We start from the raw sequence: 17,718 nt of genomic DNA, 5'->3' as shown, positions 1-17,718 counted from the left end.
CGTCAGGGATAAATCAACGTAAACCAGACATTCGACTGAATAGTGCCTGGTACAAGGTGTTCGGAAATTGCCCGGTAGCGGGCGCTGAAATGAAATACCAGCTCGCGGGTGTCAATGGGTAACCAGCTCACCGCCGTCGCGTTCGGGATGATCTGACGTTGCTGTTCGTCAAAAAGCGCCAGCCCGACACCACTGCTGACCGCATTTTCCCCCGGCCGCGATGTCGCCAGGAAAACCTGCGGGTCTTCTGCCGGTGTCACTCCCTGGAACTGGATCCCCACGGTGCGGGAGACGTCCACGCTGCAATCCAGCAGACGTACGGTGAAAGGCACATTAACCGTGGAAAAGCTGCCGACGCCGGAAAAGGCGTTTGTGCGGTATTGCCCCATATCCACGCGCATATTCTGGCTGTCCGGGGCCACGGCGCAGCCGCCGTTAACCAGCTCTCCCCTGAGGTGTACTTTGCCGCCGTCTATGACCACGGTATGTGCGTTTACCGCTGAGGCAATCGCAAGGGCACACAGCAGTATCCCAGTCCTTGTCATCCTTCGCTCCCGGTATAGGCGATCAAAAGACCTCTTCCCTGAGGCCAGCCACATCCCTGTACTCAGGCATTACTCGTATTTCATTACGAATGTTGCGTCCGCGTTTGCCTGGCCTGGCTCGGTGGTCGCCGCCGTGGCTTTATAGCGCGCGGTGAAGTTCAGGGTGTTAGTCCCTTCAATCAGGTTCTGCGCCGCAGAGAAGGTGGCGCCGTCCGGGGTCAGCGTGGAGGATTTGCTGTCGAGGATCTCAATACCTACGCCCTTCGCGGAGTTGTCGTTGTTACCGGAGCTTACCGCCAGCAGCGTTTTGTCGGTGGCGTCGATCTGGCCGGTAAACGCGACAGCAGCGGTTTTCGCTACCGCAGGATCGCAGTCGTTCAGTTCGATGGTGAACGGAATATTGGAGGTGGTGTCACCCACTTTAGTGAATTTCGCGGTACGGTACTGGCCAAGATTAACCGTCTGCTCTGAAGAGTCAGTATTCACTGAACACGCGGCATTCACTAATTCACCTTTAAAATGCACCGTACCACCGTTTACAGATACAGGCGCTACCGGATCTTCTGCGTGAGCGGCACCCGCGACCAGGGCCAGAGTTGCAATAACAGTAGAAGCAATGTTGCTGAGTTTCATGTCTATTCCTTTAAAATGTAAATAACCCTTCCCGCGCATATTCGGGAATAAGAAATACGATCAATTAAAAAATTGAAGGCTTATTTCGGAGAGGACAAAGTAGCTCAGGAATTTATTTTGTAATATGTCAAAACGCTGCCATTTTGCCAGGTCACATCCTAATCACCTCTAAGAAATTGACCATGCCCTGAGAAGGGATTTTGCGGGACATCGATGAAATCTCGTAAAGGGTGACTGACAGCGGCGCTCGCTTCTGACAAAATACAGGCAATCCCTCCTTTCTAACGTTACAGACGGAATCTTCTCTCTGATGGCAGCAAAGATTATTGACGGTAAAACGATTGCGCAGCAGGTGCGCTCTGAGGTTGCGGAAAAAGTGAAGGCGCGTAAAGCCGCCGGATTTCGCGCCCCCGGGCTGGCCGTTGTGCTGGTTGGCAGCAACCCGGCTTCGCAAATTTATGTCGGCAGCAAACGCAAAGCGTGTGAAGAGGTGGGGTTCGTCTCCCGCTCTTACGATCTGCCGGAAACCACCAGCGAAGCGGAACTGCTGGAACTGATCGACACCCTGAATGCCGATAAAGAGATCGACGGTATCCTGGTTCAGCTGCCGCTGCCTGCGGGCATCGACAACGTGAAGGTGCTGGAGCGCATCGCGCCGGACAAAGACGTTGACGGTTTCCATCCGTATAACGTGGGCCGCCTGTGCCAGCGCGCGCCGCGCCTGCGTCCGTGTACCCCGCGCGGCATCGTGACGCTGCTGGAGCGTTATAACATCGATACCTACGGCCTCAACGCCGTGGTAATTGGCGCCTCCAACATCGTGGGCCGTCCGATGAGCATGGAGCTGCTGCTGGCGGGCTGCACCACCACCGTCACCCACCGCTTCACCAAAAACCTGCGTCACCACGTCGAAAACGCCGATCTGCTGATCGTTGCGGTCGGCAAGCCGGGCTTTATTCCGGGCGAGTGGATCAAAGAGGGCGCAATCGTCGTGGACGTGGGTATTAACCGTCTGGAAAACGGCAAAGTGGTCGGCGACGTGGTGTATGAAGATGCCGCAGCGCGTGCATCCTATATCACTCCGGTCCCGGGCGGCGTAGGCCCGATGACGGTAGCAACACTGATTCAGAATACCTTGCAGGCGTGCGAGGAGTATCACGACGTAGAGGACGCGTAATCATGGCAACTTTTTCTTTAGGTAAACACCCGCACGTTGAGCTGTGCGATCTGCTGAAGCTGGAAGGCTGGAGCGAAAGCGGCGCGCAGGCGAAGATCGTCATAGCCGACGGGCAGGTAAAAGTAGACGGCGCGGTGGAAACCCGCAAGCGCTGCAAAATTGTCGCGGGTCAGACCGTGAGCTTTGCAGGACAGAGCGTGACCGTGACGGCGTAAGCTGTCTGATGCCCGGTGGCGCTGCGCTTACCGGGCCTACGTACTGTTTCCGTTTGTAGGCCGGGTAAGGCGAAGCCGCCACCCGGCAATTTCTCTCACAATCCCCTCACACCCATCACGGTTAATTATCGATCAACTTCAAATAATCACTATTCCCTCTGGCGAAATGTGAAAATTAAGTTGCGCGATTTTCAGACTTTCCCCACGATAAGTAGAACGTTCTACTAAAACGTTCTACTTACAATAACAGCGCGAAAAAGCGCTACTCGGGGGAAATCAGCATGAGCCTGATATCAGGGTTTGTTAAATCGCTGTCTAAGTTATCGATGATTGGTCGCGCCTTAATGCTGCCAATTTCACTGCTACCCGCTGCGGGCCTGCTGCTGGCCTTCGGCGATAAGTTCCATCTGCCGCTGATGATGAACGCCGGCGGGGTTATCTTTGATAACCTGCCGATGCTGTTCGCCATCGGCTCTGCCGTCGGACTGGCTTCGGAATCCGGCATTGCCGCACTCTCTGCGGCGGTCTCCGTGTTTGTCACTAACATCACCATCAGCACCGTGCTGAGCATTACGCCGGAAATGGCCTCTCAGGGCGGTAAATACGCCATGGTCGTCGGCATTCCGACGTTGCAGATGGGCGTCTTTGGCGGCCTGATCTGCGGTATTCTTGCGGCCTGGTGCTACAACCGCTTCCACACCATGCAGCTGCCGGAGTTCCTCGGCTTCTTCTCCGGCAAGCGTTTTGTGGCGATTGCGACGGCGTTTCTGTCGTTCCTGCTCGGCCTGCTGCTGCCGTACGTCTGGCAGCACATTCAGTCCGGCATCGACGCCCTGTCCGTGGTGGTGAATGGCGATAACCAGGCGGCCTCGACCTTTATCTTCGGGCTGGTGGAGCGCGCGCTGATCCCGCTCGGCCTGCATCACATCTGGTATCCCTCCTTCTGGTATTCGTTCGGGGATTACACTACACAGGCGGGGCAGGTGATCCACGGCGACCAGACCATCTGGTTCAAGATGCTGGAAGAAGGGGTGAAATCCTTCAGCAGCGACACCTACCAGAACGCCGGGAAATTCATGCAGGGCGAGTTCCCGCTGATGCTGTTCGCGCTGCCTGCGGCGTGCCTGGCGATGTACCACGAAGCGCACACGAAGAATAAGAAAATCGCGGCCGGTATTCTGTTCTCTGCGGCGCTCACCTGTTTCCTGACGGGGATCACCGAGCCGGTGGAGTTTACCTTTATCTTCGTGGCGCCAATCCTTTACGTTTTCAACGCCATCATGGCGGGGCTGGCGTACATGACCATGTACCTGCTGCATGCGCACATCGCCAAATCGTTCTCGGCGGGCTTTATCGACTACCTGTCGTTCGGGATCCTGCCGTCGTTTAACGGCTATCAGACCAACTTCCTGAGCGCCATTATCATCGGCATTCCGATGGCATTGATCTACTACTTCACCTTCCGCTTCGTGATCCGTCGCTTCGACGTGAAAACGCCGGGCCGCACCGAAGTGACCGCCAGCGCGAATGACAAGTCCGATTCCGAACTTGCCACCGAAATCATCGGCCTGCTGGGCGGTGCGCAGAACATTGATTCCGTCGGCTCCTGCATCACGCGTCTGCGTCTGGAAGTGGCGAAGAGCGAAGCGGTGGACCGGGACGGGCTGAACGGGCTTGGCGCGCGCGGCGTGGTGTTCGTGGGCGACAACGGGATACAGGTGATTTTCGGGGCCAGAGCACAGTTTATCGCCCAGACCATGTCCACCATGATTGGCAAATAATAAGATGCCTGAAGGAGGCGTCTCCTGTACGCTGGGGAACGCCTCTTATCTGGCTGATAATCGGGAAATTTCAGGGAGCGGTTTTGAAGAAAGTCAGCATTATTGATGTCGCAAAGCATGCGGGCGTGTCGGTTTCTACCGTTTCGCTGGTGCTGCGCCAGAAAGGGAAGATCTCAGAGGCGACGATCGGGAAGGTCAATGCCGCCATCACAACGCTGGGCTATGTTCATAACGTCGCCGCTGCCAACCTTCGCGCCAACACCTCCAACCTAATCGGCCTGATCCTGCGCGACTTCAGCGACAGCTTTTCCATCAAGGTGATGGCGAGCATCGTTCAGGAGCTGGAGAAGCAGGGTTATATGGTTTTTCTCGGTCAGCCGCTGAACGACGGCGAACATCTTGAACGGACCCTGCTCTCGTTTAAGCAGCAGGGCGTGGCGGGCGTCATCTACCTGGCGTCGGACACCCGCGCCGCCTCTCTTCCGGAGCACATTCGTCACTGCCCGCTGCCGCTTGTGGCGGTTTCGCAGTCGTTGCTGGAAGAGAAATGCAACCTGGTAATGCGCGATAACCGCCAGGCGGCGAACCTGGCCGCGCGTTATCTTATCGAGCGCGGGCACCGCAACATCGCCTACATCGGCGGGCGCGACGGGTGCCGTATCCGCGAGCAGCGCCTGCTCGGTTTTCGCAGCGCGATGACGCAGAACGGCCTGGTCTGGCGTGAGGAATATTCACCCGCCTGCACCGATGACACGCAGGCGGCGGCCATGGCGACTCGTCAGCTGCTGGAGAAGAACAACACGATTACCGCCCTGCTCTGCCATTCACCGGACGCGATGATCGGTTCGATCTCCGGTATTCACCAGGTGGGGCGCACGGTGGGTAAAGACGTGTTTTTAACCCAGCAGGTGGCGCTGATCGGTTTTGAAGATATGCTCCACGTTAATCTCACGTCGCCGTCGCTGACTTACGTTTCGTCTGCCAGCGAAGAGACCGGCCGCCAGGCGGCAGGGCTGATGATCCGCAGGCTGAAAGAGCCGGATCTGCAAACGCAGCGCATTACCCTCTCCGGGCAGCTTATCGCGCGGGAATCGGCGTAAAATCAGAATTTAGCACAGGTTTGCTGCGGCGGATCTGCTGCTATATTCCCATGATTTGCCATGGATAAATGCAATGCCTACCGTTATCACCCACGCTGCCGTACCTCTGTGTCTGGGCTTAGGGCTCGGAACTAAAGTCGTCCCACCCCGCCTGCTGTTTGCCGGGATCGTCCTCGCCATGCTGCCCGATGCCGACGTACTGGCGTTTAAATTCGGTGTCGCCTACGGGAATATTTTCGGCCATCGCGGTTTCACTCATTCGCTACTGTTTGCCCTGGTGGTGCCGATACTCTGCGTGCTGGCAGGCCGACGATGGTTCAGGGCCAGCGTGATGCGCTGCTGGCTGTTTTTAACCGTGTCATTGCTGTCGCACAGCCTGCTGGATTCGATCACCACCGGCGGGAAAGGCGTCGGCTGGCTGTGGCCGTGGTCAGATGAGCGCTTCTTTGCGCCGTGGCAGGTGATTAAGGTCGCGCCGTTTGCGCTGTCGCGCTATACCACGCCGTACGGGCATCAGGTAATCATTTCAGAACTGCTGTGGGTGTGGCTGCCGGGGATGGTGCTGATGGGGTTGCTGTGGTGGCGACGGAGGTAAAAAAGCCGGGTGGCGGCTGCGCCTGACCCGGCCTACTTTCATCTGTAGGCCCGGTAAGCGTTAGCGCCACCGGGCGTTACGGACTTACTTACGACGCCAGGTGGTTCCCTGCGGGCCATCTTCCAGAATAATGCCCATCTCGGTCAGACGGTTACGCGCCGCATCCGCCGCCGCCCAGTCTTTCGCCTGACGCGCTTCGAAACGTGCTTTAATCAGTGCTTCAATTTCCGCCACTTCACCGTCGTCAGCCTGCGCGCCGCTTTGCAGGAACAGGTCCGGCTCCTGCTCCAGCAGGCCGAGCACGGAAGAGAGCTTACGCAGGTGAGATGCCAGCGCATTGGCCGCCGCCATATCTTCTGACTTCAGGCGGTTCACCTCACGCGCCATGTCGAACAGCACGGAGTAGGCTTCCGGGGTGTTGAAGTCGTCGTTCATCACCTCAACAAAGCGGGCTTCGAACGCATCGCCGCCTGCGGCCGGAACAGACTTGTCGGTGCCGCGCAGTGCGGTATACAGACGCTCCAGCGCAGCGCGCGCCTGCTTCAGGTTCTCTTCGCTGTAGTTCAGCTGGCTGCGATAGTGGCCAGACATCAGGAAGTAGCGCACGGTTTCCGCGTCGTAATACTTCAGCACGTCGCGCACGGTAAAGAAGTTGCCCAGCGATTTCGACATCTTCTCGCGGTCAACCATCACCATCCCGGAGTGCATCCAGTAGTTCACGTACTCGCCGCCGTGAGCACAGGTGGACTGCGCGATTTCGTTTTCGTGGTGCGGGAACATCAGATCCGAACCGCCGCCGTGGATGTCGAAATGGTTGCCCAGCTGTTTGCAGTTCATCGCGGAACATTCAATGTGCCAGCCCGGACGCCCTTCGCCCCACGGGGATGGCCAGCTCGGTTCGCCCGCTTTGGACATCTTCCACAGCACGAAGTCCATCGGATTGCGCTTCACGTCAACCACGTCCACGCGCGCACCGGCCTGGAGCTGGTCCAGATCCTGGCGGGAAAGCGCACCGTAGGTTGGGTCCGTCGGCACCGAGAACATCACGTCGCCGTTGTCCGCCACATAGGCGTGACCACGCTCGATCAGCTTTTGGGTGATATCAATGATTTCATGGATATGGTGGGTCGCACGCGGCTCACTGTCCGGGCGCAGAATATTTAAGGCATCAAAATCCTTGTGCATTTCGGCGATCATGCGATCCACCAGCGCGACAAAGCTTTCGCCATTTTCATTAGCACGTTTAATGATTTTGTCGTCGATGTCGGTGATATTGCGCACGTACTTCAGGTTATAGCCCAGGAAGCGCAGGTAGCGTGACACCACGTCGAACGCGACAAAGGTACGGCCATGGCCGATATGACAGAGATCGTAAACCGTAATACCACACACGTACATGCCGACTTCCCCGGCATGGATAGGTTTAAATTCCTCTTTTTGGCGCGTCATTGTATTAAAGATTTTTAACATCGAAGATTCCATGTAAACACGTGTGTGGATTGTTTGTTCCTTATAATACCCATAATTCGGAGTACGGTCAGCACACAATGCAAGGTGATCGTGTCCTGTGGTTATGCTATAACAAGCCCCTATATGTGACCCGAGCACGGGTCGACGCACCACAATAACGGAACAGGATGCAAAAATGGTTACTTTCCACACTAATCATGGCGATATCGTAATCAAAACCTTTGATGACAAAGCGCCTGAAACAGTTAAAAACTTCCTGGACTACTGCCGCGAAGGTTTCTACAACAACACTATTTTCCACCGTGTGATCAACGGCTTTATGATCCAGGGCGGCGGTTTCGAGCCTGGCATGCGCCAGAAAGAGACGAAAGAAGCGATCAAAAACGAAGCGAACAACGGCCTGAAAAACACCCGTGGTACGCTGGCAATGGCCCGTACTCAGGCGCCACACTCTGCGACCGCACAGTTCTTCATCAACGTAGCGGACAACGACTTCCTGAACTTCTCTGGCGAAAGTCTGCAAGGCTGGGGCTACTGCGTATTCGCAGAAGTGGTTGAAGGAATGGACGTGGTCGACAAGATCAAAGCCGTTTCTACTGGCCGCAGCGGTATGCACCAGGACGTTCCTAAAGAAGACGTTGTGATCACAAGCGTGACCGTCAGCGAGTAATTCGTGGCGACACTCTTTATTGCGGATCTGCATCTGCAAACAGAAGAACCGGCGATAACCGCCGGTTTTCTGCGTTTTTTACGCGGTGAAGCGAAAAGCGCCGACGCGCTGTACATTCTGGGCGACCTGTTTGAGGCCTGGATAGGCGACGACGATCCGAACCCGCTGCACCGTGAGATAGCTGCGGCCATTAAAGTGCTGGTGGATTCCGGCGTCCCCTGCTATTTCATTCACGGCAACCGTGATTTCCTGATCGGCCAGCGCTACGCCCGCGAGAGCGGTATGACGCTGCTGCCGGAAGAGCAGGTGCTCAACCTCTATGGCCGCAATATTCTGATCATGCACGGCGACACGCTCTGCACTGACGATACCGGCTACCTGGCGTTTCGCGCCAAAGTTCACACCCCGTGGATCCAGAAAGTGTTCCTCGCCCTGCCGCTGTTTATCCGCAACCGCATCGCCGCCAGAATGCGCGCGGGCAGCAAGGCCGCCAACAGCAGCAAATCGATGACCATCATGGACGTCAATCCGCAGGCGGTGGTGAAGGTGATGGAGAAGCATCGCGTTCAGTGGTTGATCCACGGCCATACCCATCGTCCCGATGTGCATTCCCTTATCGCCAACGGCGAGCCCGCCCATCGCGTGGTTTTAGGCGCCTGGCACAGCGAAGGATCGATGGTCAAAGTTACGCCGGAAGGTGTCGAACTGATCGCCTTCCCGTTTTAACGCCTCCCCGTCTTTTCGCTCATTTCCCGACCACGCAACCGTTTTCCTTGCCGGTATTACATGCTATTCTCTGTGCCCTCGAAAGCAGTGTGTTCCGCACCACAGGAGTTTTAAGACGCATGTCTTCCCGCAATAATCCGGCGCGTGTCGCCATCGTGATGGGGTCCAAAAGCGACTGGGCTACCATGCAGTTCGCCGCCGAAATCTTTGAAATCCTGAATGTTCCGCACCACGTCGAAGTGGTTTCCGCGCACCGTACGCCGGATAAACTGTTCAGCTTCGCCGAAAGCGCCGAAGAGAACGGTTACGAGGTGATCATTGCCGGTGCGGGCGGCGCAGCACATCTGCCGGGCATGATTGCCGCCAAAACGCTGGTGCCGGTACTGGGTGTTCCCGTGCAAAGCGCCGCGTTAAGCGGGGTGGATAGCCTTTACTCTATCGTCCAGATGCCGCGCGGTATTCCTGTCGGTACGCTGGCGATTGGTAAAACAGGTGCGGCAAATGCCGCCCTGCTGGCCGCGCAGATCCTGGCGACGCATGATAAAGAGTTACATCAGCGTCTGGCGGAGTGGCGTAAAGCCCAGACCGATGAGGTGCTGGATAACCCGGATCCGCGGGGTGCAGCATGAAGCAGGTTTGCGTTCTTGGTAATGGTCAGCTTGGCCGGATGCTACGTCAGGCCGGTGAGCCGCTGGGTATTGCCGTCTGGCCCGTCGGGCTGGATGCCGAGCCGGAAGCCGTGCCGTTCCATCAGAGCGTGATCACCGCCGAAATTGAACGCTGGCCGGAAACCGCCCTGACCCGCGAGCTGGCGCGCCATAACGCCTTTGTGAACCGCGACGTCTTCCCGATCATTGCCGACCGTCTCACGCAAAAACAGCTTTTCGACAAGCTCGGCCTCGCGACCGCGCCGTGGCAGCTGCTTTCCGATAAGCGCGAGTGGGATGACGTGTTTGCGATGCTGGGAGACCTGGCTATTGTGAAGCGTCGCGTCGGCGGCTACGACGGCCGCGGGCAGTGGCGCCTGCGCGCGAACGACACCGCCGAGCTGCCGGACGACTGCTACGGCGAGTGCATTGTTGAGCAGGGCATAAACTTTAGCGGTGAAGTGTCGCTGGTTGGCGCGCGCGGGCATGACGGGCACACCGTTTTTTACCCGCTAACGCATAACCTGCATCAGGACGGGATTCTGCGCACCAGCGTCGCCTTCCCGCAGGCCAATGCTGACCAGCAGGCGCAGGCGGAAGAGATGCTCTCTGCCATTATGCATGAGCTGGGCTATGTGGGCGTGATGGCGATGGAGTGTTTCATCACGCCGTCGGGTCTGCTGATCAACGAACTTGCGCCGCGCGTGCACAACAGCGGCCACTGGACGCAAAACGGCGCCTCCATCAGCCAGTTCGAGCTGCACCTGCGCGCCATCACCGATCTGCCGCTGCCGCAGCCGGTGGTGACCAGCCCGTCGGTGATGATCAACCTGATCGGCACCGATCTGAACTACAACTGGCTGAAGCTGCCGCTGGTGCACCTGCACTGGTACGACAAAGAGGTGCGTCCGGGGCGTAAGGTCGGCCATCTGAACCTGAACGATACCGACACGGACCGCCTGAGCGCCACGCTGGAAGCGATTGTTCCCCTGCTGCCGCCAGAATATGCGAGCGGTATTGTCTGGGCGCAGTCAAAACTGAAGTAAGTATCCCTCGCCGGGGAGTTGACCTTCCCCTTCCCCGGCGTACAATCCCCGCCCATTGCTGCTCAGTTTTCTTCTGGAACCACCATGAACGATGGAACGGACTATCGCGCGATCCTCGCGTCCGATACCCCTTTAATCGACGTTCGCGCGCCGATCGAATTTGCCCAGGGTGCGATGCCCGCCGCACTCAACCTGCCCTTAATGAACGACGATGAGCGTGCCGCCGTCGGCACCTGCTATAAACGCCAGGGTCCGGACGCCGCGCTGGCGCTCGGCCATAGCCTGGTCAACGGCGAGACGCGCGAGGCGCGCATCAGCGCCTGGCGGGAAGCCAGCCTTGCCCATCCTGAGGGCTACCTTTGCTGCGCGCGCGGCGGCCAGCGCTCGCATATCTCACAGGCCTGGCTGAAAGAGGCGGGCGTCGACTATCCGTTGATACGCGGCGGCTATAAGGCTCTGCGTCAGACGGCGATTCAGGTGACCATTGAGCAGTCACAAAAGCCGATGGTGCTTATCGGCGGCTGTACCGGTAACGGTAAAACGCTGCTGGTGAAGCAGCATGCACAGGGCATCGATCTGGAAGGGCTGGCGCACCATCGCGGCTCGTCGTTTGGTCGCACGCTCACCCCGCAGCTTTCTCAGGCGAGCTTCGAGAATCACCTTGCGGTTGAGCTATTGAAAAAAGACGCCACGCGCTGGGTGCTGGAAGACGAGGGCCGGATGATTGGCTCCAATCACCTGCCGGAGTGCCTGCGCGACCGCATGGCTGAAGCGCCTGTCGTGGTGGTCGAGGATCCGTTTGAGATCCGTCTTGAGCGCCTGCGCGAAGAGTATTTCGTCCACATGTGGGCCGACTTTTCTGCCGCCTGCGGTGAAGAGGCGGGCTGGAAAGCGTACAGCGAATATCTGCATCACGGCCTGTACGCCATTCGTCGCCGTCTGGGGCTGCAACGCTTTGCGGAATTTACCGCCCTGCTGGATGCCGCGCTTGTCGAGCAACAGCGTACTGGCAGCACTGACGCGCACTTCAGCTGGCTTGTGCCGTTGCTGAAGGACTATTACGACCCGATGTACGGCTATCAGCTGGAGAAAAAGGCGGAGAAGATTGTGTATCGCGGGACGTACGAAGAAATTGCTGAGTGGCTCGATCGCTGAAAAATAAAGCCGGGTGGCGAGGTAAAAGCAAAACGGCAACCTGGGTTGCCGTTTTTAATGTTTTTTCCCTCTCCCCGTGGGAGAGGGTCAGGGTGAGGGCATCAGGCCGCACCCTACATGACAACTTAGAAGTCGTAACGCAGACGCACCAGGTTCATATCGCCCAGGTTGTCGGTGCTGGAGGTGAACACGTGTTCGTAATCCACGCGGAAACCGTAATCCAGCTGGAAGCTGATACCCACACCGTTGTCGATGCGCTGGTAGTTACGGCCATTCACGTACTCAATACGGTCGCCCATGAAGTACGGCTGGATGGATTTCACCGCATACTGACCAACCGGGAACTTGTAACCCGCAAAGTATTCAATACCCCATGCATCACCGGCGAAGTAGTCGTTAACGGACACTTTTTTGGTGGTCAGGAAGTTCTGATACCAGCCGCCGCCTGCGGAGAAGGTCCAGTTATCCGGCGTCCAACTCAGGGCGGTACCAAGGATATTCTGGTCGTAGGATTTGCTGTCGCCGTTGTCCGGGTTACGCATGTCCGCGCGGGTGTAGTTCCACGCTGCGCCCCAGGTCAGATCGGTAGTCAGGTGATAATCGATACCCAGTGAACCGCCGCCTTTACGTTTGTAACGCAGGCCGTTGCCCGGCAGGTATTCGCTGTCTTCAAACAGGTAAGAGGCGTAGATGTCAGCATCGCCCACGGTTTTCTTGTACTTCAGCATCTGGCGTGAACGGTAAGAGCCGTCATAGTCGCCGTTGATCCCGTTACCTGGCGCCTGACCAATCATGTCGTAGTCCCAGATATCGGTTTTTGCGCCCACTACGTCATAGTACACGCTGTTCTGCTGGCCGAAGGTCAGCGTACCCCAGGTGTCGCTCTTCAGACCGGTGTAGAGCATACGACGAGAGGTGTCGTGCGCGCCGTCGGCGTAGTGATGATCCCAGTTGAACTGCGCCGGAATGTTCACACCCAGCTCGTAGTAGCTGATCCAGCTGATGTCATCGAACAGGTAGTAATCCGCAGCGAAACGGAAGCGGGTGCCGCCGTCAAAGCCGTTGCGCTTGTAGCTGTTTTTGCCGTCATCACCGGTCATATTCTGGAACTGAGGACGAATACTGCCGCCAACGGTGAAGTTCAGGCGGCTCAGCGGGTTACCCGCCTGCGGATCCTGTTTCAGAAGGGTGATTTCCGCCTGAGATGCGAAAGAAGCCAATGCCACTGCTGCGCCGATCGTTGTCGCCAGCGCTGTTTTTCTTATAGTCATTCTTTTTCCTTGATAGACACGCTGCTAAATATTTAGCTGGTGAATATTAACCGGAAAAATTCGGGCTGTGTGGGCGGGTTTTTAATGTTTTGTGCTACTAAATGCAGGGGCATTAACGATTTGTGCCGTTAAGCGATGACGCACCAGCAGAAATGCCGGTGCGTCATCATCACGTCAGTAAACTAGCTGACAAACTGGCGGAATAGCGCTTTACCTTTCAACAGCCGGGTTCCGAGCCAGCCGCCGCACAGGGACAGCAGCACGGCGCCGCAGACGGGCAGCGTGAGCCACAGCCGCCAGTCGGGCTCCCACGGGAAGTCGAAGACTTTGCTCTGGAGTACCGCCAGCGCGGTTTCCGCCCCGATGGCCGCCACCAGGCCCGCCACCAGACCGAGCAGGGCAAATTCGCTCCACAGCGTGGCGCGCAGCAGCCGTTTACTGGCTCCCAGCGTGCGGTAGACCACCAGCTCCTGATGACGCTGACGCATGCCCACCTGCACCTGCGCCAGCAGCAACAGCACACCGCAGACGGTCACCAGCACTACCATCACCTCCAGCGCGCGGCTCACCTGCTCCAGCACCTGCCCGACCTGTTTGAGGATCGCGCCGATATCCAGCAGGCTCACCGTCGGAAATTCCCGGTTAAGCTGCGTCAGCATGCCGTTGCCGTTTTCCCAGCGGAAGCTGGTGAGCCAGCTCTGCGGCTGTCCGTCCAGCGCACCCGGCGGGAAGATGAAGAAGAAGTTTGGTCGCAGGCTTTCCCAGTCCACTTTGCGCAGGCTGGTGACTTTGGCGGTGAAATCCTGGGTATCGCCGGTGAAGGTCACGCTGTCTCCGAGCTTCACGTTCAGGCGTGTCGCCAGCCCCTCTTCCATCGACACTTCCCCCGCTTTCGGCGGCCAGGTGCCGGCAACGATCGGGTTATGGTCCGGACGTTTCGCCTGCCAGGTCAGGTTGAGTTCGCGATTGAGCGATTCATCCTTATTTCCCTCCGTCGACTGGCCGTTGATCTGCGTCAGGCGGGCGCGCACGATCGGATAGAACGATTCCGGAATAATGTGATGCTCAGACAGGAAACCCTTCAGCGGCGTCACCTGTTCGGGAGCAATGTTGATCAGGAAATAGTTCGGGCTTTCCGGCGGAAGCTGTTGCTGCCAGCGATCCAGCAGATCCCCGCGCAGCACCAGCAGAAGCGCCAGCAGCATAAACGACAGCGAAAATGCCGAGAGCTGGCTGAGGGTAGACCACGGCTGGTGCAGCAGTCGGTTAACCGCTAACCGTATGGGGAGTGATTTAACTGTCAGCTTTCTCAGGACATTAAGCAGTATCCAGCCCACTACGCCGCACAGCAGCGCCAGCACCACCGCGCCCGCCAGCACCGCCCACAGCAACGTACTGCCGCCCATCAGCCAGGCCAACAGCCCGACCGCCACCGCAATAATCACCGGCAGGTAGAACTTCAGCGGCCAGACGCTGGCCACCACATCGCGGCGCAGCACGCGCAGCGGCTGGGTGGCGAGCAGCAGCCGGTACGGGCGTAACCCTACCAGCAGGGAGATCGTCGTCATCGCGCCGATGGCCCACAGCCACGGCCAGAGGCTGGCAGGCGGTAATGCGGCGGGGAGTACCGGTTTGAGCAGCACCATCAGCAGCTTTTCAAACAGCAGCCCTATCGCCCCGCCGGTCAGAGCCGACAACGCCAGCACCATCAGCCACTGGCCGACAATCAGCTTGCGCAGCTGCGCGCGGCCCGCGCCGAGGGTTTTGAGGATCGCCGCCAGATCGTAACGGCTGCGGCAGTAGTGCCCCATCGCCACGGCAACCGCCGCAATGGCAAGCAGCAGAGTTAACAGCGCCGACAGCAGCAGGAACTGCTGGGAACGTTCGAGGGATTTGCCGAGCGCCCCGTCATCCTGCTCCAGCCCGTACCAGCGGTGTTCCGGCTTGAGCTGCGGCAGGAGCCATTTTTCGTACGCCTCCAGCTGCGCAGGCGTCCCGCCAAACTTATACCGCCAGGTGACACGGCTTCCCGGCTGGACGGCGTTGGTTTTCGCCACATCAGCGCTGTTCATCAGCAGGCGCGGCGCAAGCTGGAACGGATTAAATCCAGAGTCGGGCTCCTGCACCACTTCCCCGGCAATTTTGAGTGTCGCGTCGCCGACGTCGATACTGTCGCCGGGTTTCAGGTTCAGCAGCGCCATCAGTCGCGATGCCAGCAGGACCGTACCGGCCGTCGGTTTTAGCCCCGGCGGGCTGGTTTGTAAGTCACCGTACATCGGGTAGATGTCATCCACGGCTTTTACGCTTGCAAGCTGCGGCGTGTCGCCCGCAAAGGTCATAGTCTGAAAGGTGATCTGCTCCCCTACCTTCAGCCCCTCTTTGCGCGCTTCCTCAATCCAGCCCGGCGGCACGGGGCGAGAACTTTGCAGAGCCCGGTCCCCGGCCATAAATTCCCGACTCTGCTGGCTAAGCCCTTTCTCCATACGATCGCTGACGCTACCGAGCGCCAGCACGCAGGCCACCGCCAGGCTCAACGCCAGCCAGACAATCAGCAGCGAGGGCGAGCGCCACTCGCGCCAGAACCAGCGGGCAATCATGCTTCCTCCTGAAGAATACCGTTCACCAGCCGCAGGCGGCGGTCGCAGCGGGCGGCCAGCTGCGGATCGTGGGTAACCAGAATCAGCGTGGTGCCGTGCTCGCGGTTGAGGGAAAACAGCAGATCGGCAATTTTGTCCCCGGTTTTACGGTCGAGATTGCCCGTTGGCTCATCGGCAAACAGCACTTCCGGGCGGCCGTTAAACGCCCGGGCCAGCGCCACGCGCTGCTGCTCACCGCCGGAAAGCTGTGCCGGAAGGTGGTCGAGACGTTTGCCCAGCCCCAGCTGTTCCAGCAACGCCTTCGCGTGATCGCGGCTTTCACGAGTATTGTCACCGCGCAGCAGGCCGGGCAGCTCAACGTTTTCCAGCGCGTTCAGCGTCGGGATCAGCATGAATGACTGAAAGACAAACCCGATATGCCGGGCACGCAGCGCGGCGCGGGCCTCTTCATCAAGCGCGTGGAGGGGCTGGCCGACCAGGTTCACTTCCCCACTGCTGCCATCGTCCAGACCGGCGAGAATGGCCAGCAGCGTGGACTTACCGGAACCGGATTCACCAATCAGGGCGATGGTTTCGGCACGTTTGACAACGAGTTCAACTCCGGTGAGGATGGAAAGCTCGTGTTCTCCCTGACCGACGGACTTCTTAAGACGATGAACTTCAACAATGTTTTCCGCTGGCATTTGCCCTTCCTGTTTTTGATGCTGATGACCTTCCGCGCGGCGGCTGCGGACACGTTATTGATTCTGGGCGACAGCCTGAGTGCGGGCTATCGTATGGCCGCCAGTGCGGCCTGGCCCGCCCTGCTCAATGATAAATGGCAGTCCCGGGCGTCTGTCGTGAACGGCAGCATCAGCGGCGATACGTCGCAGCAAGGCTTATCGCGCCTGCCTGCCCTGCTTAAGCAGCATCAACCGCGTTGGGTGCTGGTTGAACTGGGCGGTAATGATGGTTTGCGCGGCTTCCAGCCTCAGCAAACGGAGCAAACGCTGCGGACCATTTTGCAGACCATTAAGGCCGCCAATGCCCAGCCGCTGCTGATGCAAATTCGCCTGCCCGCCAACTACGGCCGTCGGTATAATGAGGCGTTTAGCGCGATCTATCCTAAGCTTGCCAAAGAGTTTGATATTCCGCTGCTGCCATTTTTCATGGAAGAGGTCTATCTGAAACCCCAGTGGATGCAGGATGATGGCATTCACCCCAATCGCGATGCCCAGCCGTTCATTGCCGACTGGATGGCAACCCGGCTGGCTCCTTTAGTAAAACATGACTCGTCAAACAGCTGAGAACCTGACAGGTAAAGTTATGCAAAAATCGGTCTTAATAACAGGATGTTCCAGCGGAATTGGCCTTGAAAGCGCCCTTGAACTGAAACGTCAGGGGTTTTGGGTACTGGCAGCCTGCCGCAAACCCGAGGATGTCGAACGCATGCGAGGGCTGGGATTTACCGGCATTCTGCTGGATCTCGATTCGCCAGAGAGCGTAGAGCAGGCCGCCGATGAGGTTATCGCCCTGACCAACAACTGTCTTTACGGTCTGTTCAACAATGCGGGCTACGGCGTGTACGGCCCGCTACAGACTCTCTCACGGGAACAGCTGGAGCAGCAGTTCTCCGCAAACTTTTTCGGGGCGCATCAGCTTACCATGCGCCTTCTCCCCGCCATGCTGCCGCACGGCGAAGGGCGCATCGTGATGACCTCCTCGGTCATGGGCCTGATCTCCACGCCGGGCCGCGGGGCTTACGCCGCCAGCAAATATGCGCTTGAAGCCTGGTCCGATGCGTTGCGCATGGAGCTGCGCCACAGCGGTATTAAGGTCAGCCTGATTGAACCGGGCCCGATCCGCACCCGCTTTACGGAAAACGTTAACCAGACGCAGGCGGACAAACCGGTCGAAAACCCCGGCATCGCGGCGCGTTTTACGCTTGGGCCAGAAGCCGTCGTTGCCAAAGTGCGCCACGCGTTTGAGAGCGATACCCCTAAAATGCGCTATCCGGTCACGCTGGTAACCCATGCCGTCGGCTGGTTGAAACGCCTGCTGCCGGGGCGGATGATGGACAAAATTTTGCAGGGTTGAGTTGAAGCGACGAC

18 protein-coding genes are annotated in these 17,718 nt (G+C 58.3%); 12 read left to right on the top strand and 6 right to left on the bottom strand.

Translation table 11 applies throughout. The annotated features are described in order from the left end of the window. Positions 1-2: 2 nt before the first annotated feature. Together fimI and fimA are read right to left on the bottom strand one after the other, a co-directional pair. On the bottom strand, positions 3-545 hold the full coding sequence (gene fimI, locus L463_RS13000) for a type 1 fimbrial protein subunit FimI (RefSeq protein ID WP_017383235.1): 543 nt from the start codon (positions 543-545) through the stop codon (positions 3-5). A gap of 69 nt (positions 546-614) precedes the next feature. Further along, the gene (gene fimA / locus L463_RS13005; RefSeq protein WP_003858911.1) at positions 615-1,178 is read right to left on the bottom strand and encodes a type 1 fimbrial major subunit FimA; all 564 of its coding nucleotides are present in this window, start codon (positions 1,176-1,178) and stop codon (positions 615-617) included. A gap of 310 nt (positions 1,179-1,488) precedes the next feature. Between fimA and folD the strand changes: the two genes are divergently transcribed. The 5 genes from folD (at position 1,489) to L463_RS13030 (ending at position 6,046) form a co-directional block, all read left to right on the top strand. After that, complete coding sequence (gene folD, locus L463_RS13010) at positions 1,489-2,355, top strand: bifunctional methylenetetrahydrofolate dehydrogenase/methenyltetrahydrofolate cyclohydrolase FolD (protein WP_006809817.1); 867 nt, start codon at positions 1,489-1,491, stop codon at positions 2,353-2,355. Positions 2,356-2,357: 2 nt separating this feature from the next. Then, positions 2,358-2,570, top strand: coding sequence for a ribosome-associated protein YbcJ (gene ybcJ / locus L463_RS13015; protein WP_017694378.1), 213 nt, complete (start codon positions 2,358-2,360; stop codon positions 2,568-2,570). Between the two features lie 281 nt (positions 2,571-2,851). Then, the gene (locus L463_RS13020) at positions 2,852-4,351 is read left to right on the top strand and encodes a PTS transporter subunit EIIC (RefSeq protein ID WP_003858916.1); all 1,500 of its coding nucleotides are present in this window, start codon (positions 2,852-2,854) and stop codon (positions 4,349-4,351) included. A gap of 83 nt (positions 4,352-4,434) precedes the next feature. Then, complete coding sequence (gene malI, locus L463_RS13025) at positions 4,435-5,451, top strand: Mal regulon transcriptional regulator MalI (protein ID WP_023296051.1); 1,017 nt, start codon at positions 4,435-4,437, stop codon at positions 5,449-5,451. A 73-nt stretch (positions 5,452-5,524) separates the two neighbouring features. Continuing rightward, positions 5,525-6,046 (top strand): metal-dependent hydrolase, encoded by a 522-nt coding sequence (locus L463_RS13030; RefSeq protein ID WP_032103901.1) that lies wholly within the window; start codon positions 5,525-5,527, stop codon positions 6,044-6,046. Positions 6,047-6,130: 84 nt separating this feature from the next. On the opposite strand, the gene cysS is transcribed toward L463_RS13030, so the two are convergent. Further along, a complete protein-coding gene (gene cysS / locus L463_RS13035) occupies positions 6,131-7,516 on the bottom strand; it encodes a cysteine--tRNA ligase (protein WP_032103903.1) in 1,386 nt (461 codons plus the stop codon). Between the two features lie 175 nt (positions 7,517-7,691). On the opposite strand from cysS, the gene ppiB reads away from it, so the two are divergent. The 5 genes from ppiB (at position 7,692) to mnmH (ending at position 11,760) form a co-directional block, all read left to right on the top strand. Further along, on the top strand, positions 7,692-8,186 hold the full coding sequence (ppiB, locus tag L463_RS13040) for a peptidylprolyl isomerase B (RefSeq protein WP_000256009.1): 495 nt from the start codon (positions 7,692-7,694) through the stop codon (positions 8,184-8,186). A 3-nt stretch (positions 8,187-8,189) separates the two neighbouring features. Continuing rightward, positions 8,190-8,912 (top strand): UDP-2,3-diacylglucosamine diphosphatase, encoded by a 723-nt coding sequence (gene lpxH, locus L463_RS13045; protein WP_017694382.1) that lies wholly within the window; start codon positions 8,190-8,192, stop codon positions 8,910-8,912. A 119-nt stretch (positions 8,913-9,031) separates the two neighbouring features. Continuing rightward, complete coding sequence (purE, locus tag L463_RS13050; RefSeq protein ID WP_032673157.1) at positions 9,032-9,541, top strand: 5-(carboxyamino)imidazole ribonucleotide mutase; 510 nt, start codon at positions 9,032-9,034, stop codon at positions 9,539-9,541. Continuing rightward, entirely contained in the window at positions 9,538-10,605 is a 1,068-nt protein-coding gene (purK, locus tag L463_RS13055) for a 5-(carboxyamino)imidazole ribonucleotide synthase (protein ID WP_017694383.1), read from the top strand. Before purE ends, purK begins: the two co-directional genes overlap by 4 nt. 84 nt (positions 10,606-10,689) lie before the next feature. Beyond that, entirely contained in the window at positions 10,690-11,760 is a 1,071-nt protein-coding gene (mnmH, locus tag L463_RS13060; protein ID WP_032104062.1) for a tRNA 2-selenouridine(34) synthase MnmH, read from the top strand. Positions 11,761-11,885: 125 nt separating this feature from the next. Here the strand turns inward: mnmH and L463_RS13065 are convergent, their stop codons facing one another. The 3 genes from L463_RS13065 to ybbA form a co-directional block, all read right to left on the bottom strand. Then, positions 11,886-13,031: a porin gene (locus L463_RS13065; protein WP_017383228.1), complete on the bottom strand. Its 1,146-nt coding sequence runs from the start codon at positions 13,029-13,031 to the stop codon at positions 11,886-11,888. A 182-nt stretch (positions 13,032-13,213) separates the two neighbouring features. Continuing rightward, positions 13,214-15,628, bottom strand: coding sequence for a putative ABC transporter permease subunit YbbP (gene ybbP / locus L463_RS13070; RefSeq protein WP_017383227.1), 2,415 nt, complete (start codon positions 15,626-15,628; stop codon positions 13,214-13,216). Further along, entirely contained in the window at positions 15,625-16,311 is a 687-nt protein-coding gene (gene ybbA, locus L463_RS13075; RefSeq protein WP_017383226.1) for a putative ABC transporter ATP-binding protein YbbA, read from the bottom strand. The genes ybbP and ybbA overlap by 4 nt, the downstream gene beginning before the upstream one ends. Here ybbA and tesA point away from each other — a divergent pair. After that, positions 16,282-16,914: a multifunctional acyl-CoA thioesterase I/protease I/lysophospholipase L1 gene (tesA, locus tag L463_RS13080; protein WP_003858933.1), complete on the top strand. Its 633-nt coding sequence runs from the start codon at positions 16,282-16,284 to the stop codon at positions 16,912-16,914. The two genes, ybbA and tesA, sit on opposite strands and share 30 nt — an antisense overlap. Then, a complete protein-coding gene (locus tag L463_RS13085; RefSeq protein ID WP_108454203.1) occupies positions 16,895-17,704 on the top strand; it encodes an SDR family oxidoreductase in 810 nt (269 codons plus the stop codon). The genes tesA and L463_RS13085 overlap by 20 nt, the downstream gene beginning before the upstream one ends. The last annotated feature ends 14 nt before the right edge of the window (positions 17,705-17,718 follow it).

It is taken from the genome of Enterobacter sp. BIDMC 27 (genome assembly GCF_000534415.1).
In the GTDB taxonomy this organism is placed as follows: Bacteria; Pseudomonadota; Gammaproteobacteria; order Enterobacterales; family Enterobacteriaceae; genus Enterobacter; species Enterobacter hormaechei_C.
This window is presented reverse-complemented; position numbering and strand designations above follow the sequence as displayed.

Excerpts from the sequence above, each read along its gene's own strand:
- fimI (WP_017383235.1), bottom strand. The coding sequence starts at position 545 with ATGACAAGGACTGGGATACTGCTGTGTGCCCTTGCGATTGCCTCAGCG.
- fimA (WP_003858911.1), bottom strand. The coding sequence starts at position 1,178 with ATGAAACTCAGCAACATTGCTTCTACTGTTATTGCAACTCTGGCCCTG.
- folD (WP_006809817.1), top strand. The coding sequence starts at position 1,489 with ATGGCAGCAAAGATTATTGACGGTAAAACGATTGCGCAGCAGGTGCGC.
- ybcJ (WP_017694378.1), top strand. The coding sequence starts at position 2,358 with ATGGCAACTTTTTCTTTAGGTAAACACCCGCACGTTGAGCTGTGCGAT.
- L463_RS13020 (WP_003858916.1), top strand. The coding sequence starts at position 2,852 with ATGAGCCTGATATCAGGGTTTGTTAAATCGCTGTCTAAGTTATCGATG.
- L463_RS13030 (WP_032103901.1), top strand. The coding sequence starts at position 5,525 with ATGCCTACCGTTATCACCCACGCTGCCGTACCTCTGTGTCTGGGCTTA.
- cysS (WP_032103903.1), bottom strand. The coding sequence starts at position 7,516 with ATGTTAAAAATCTTTAATACAATGACGCGCCAAAAAGAGGAATTTAAA.
- ppiB (WP_000256009.1), top strand. The coding sequence starts at position 7,692 with ATGGTTACTTTCCACACTAATCATGGCGATATCGTAATCAAAACCTTT.
- purE (WP_032673157.1), top strand. The coding sequence starts at position 9,032 with ATGTCTTCCCGCAATAATCCGGCGCGTGTCGCCATCGTGATGGGGTCC.
- purK (WP_017694383.1), top strand. The coding sequence starts at position 9,538 with ATGAAGCAGGTTTGCGTTCTTGGTAATGGTCAGCTTGGCCGGATGCTA.
- mnmH (WP_032104062.1), top strand. The coding sequence starts at position 10,690 with ATGAACGATGGAACGGACTATCGCGCGATCCTCGCGTCCGATACCCCT.
- L463_RS13065 (WP_017383228.1), bottom strand. The coding sequence starts at position 13,031 with ATGACTATAAGAAAAACAGCGCTGGCGACAACGATCGGCGCAGCAGTG.
- ybbP (WP_017383227.1), bottom strand. The coding sequence starts at position 15,628 with ATGATTGCCCGCTGGTTCTGGCGCGAGTGGCGCTCGCCCTCGCTGCTG.
- tesA (WP_003858933.1), top strand. The coding sequence starts at position 16,282 with ATGAACTTCAACAATGTTTTCCGCTGGCATTTGCCCTTCCTGTTTTTG.
- ybbA (WP_017383226.1), bottom strand. The coding sequence starts at position 16,311 with ATGCCAGCGGAAAACATTGTTGAAGTTCATCGTCTTAAGAAGTCCGTC.
- L463_RS13085 (WP_108454203.1), top strand. The coding sequence starts at position 16,895 with ATGACTCGTCAAACAGCTGAGAACCTGACAGGTAAAGTTATGCAAAAA.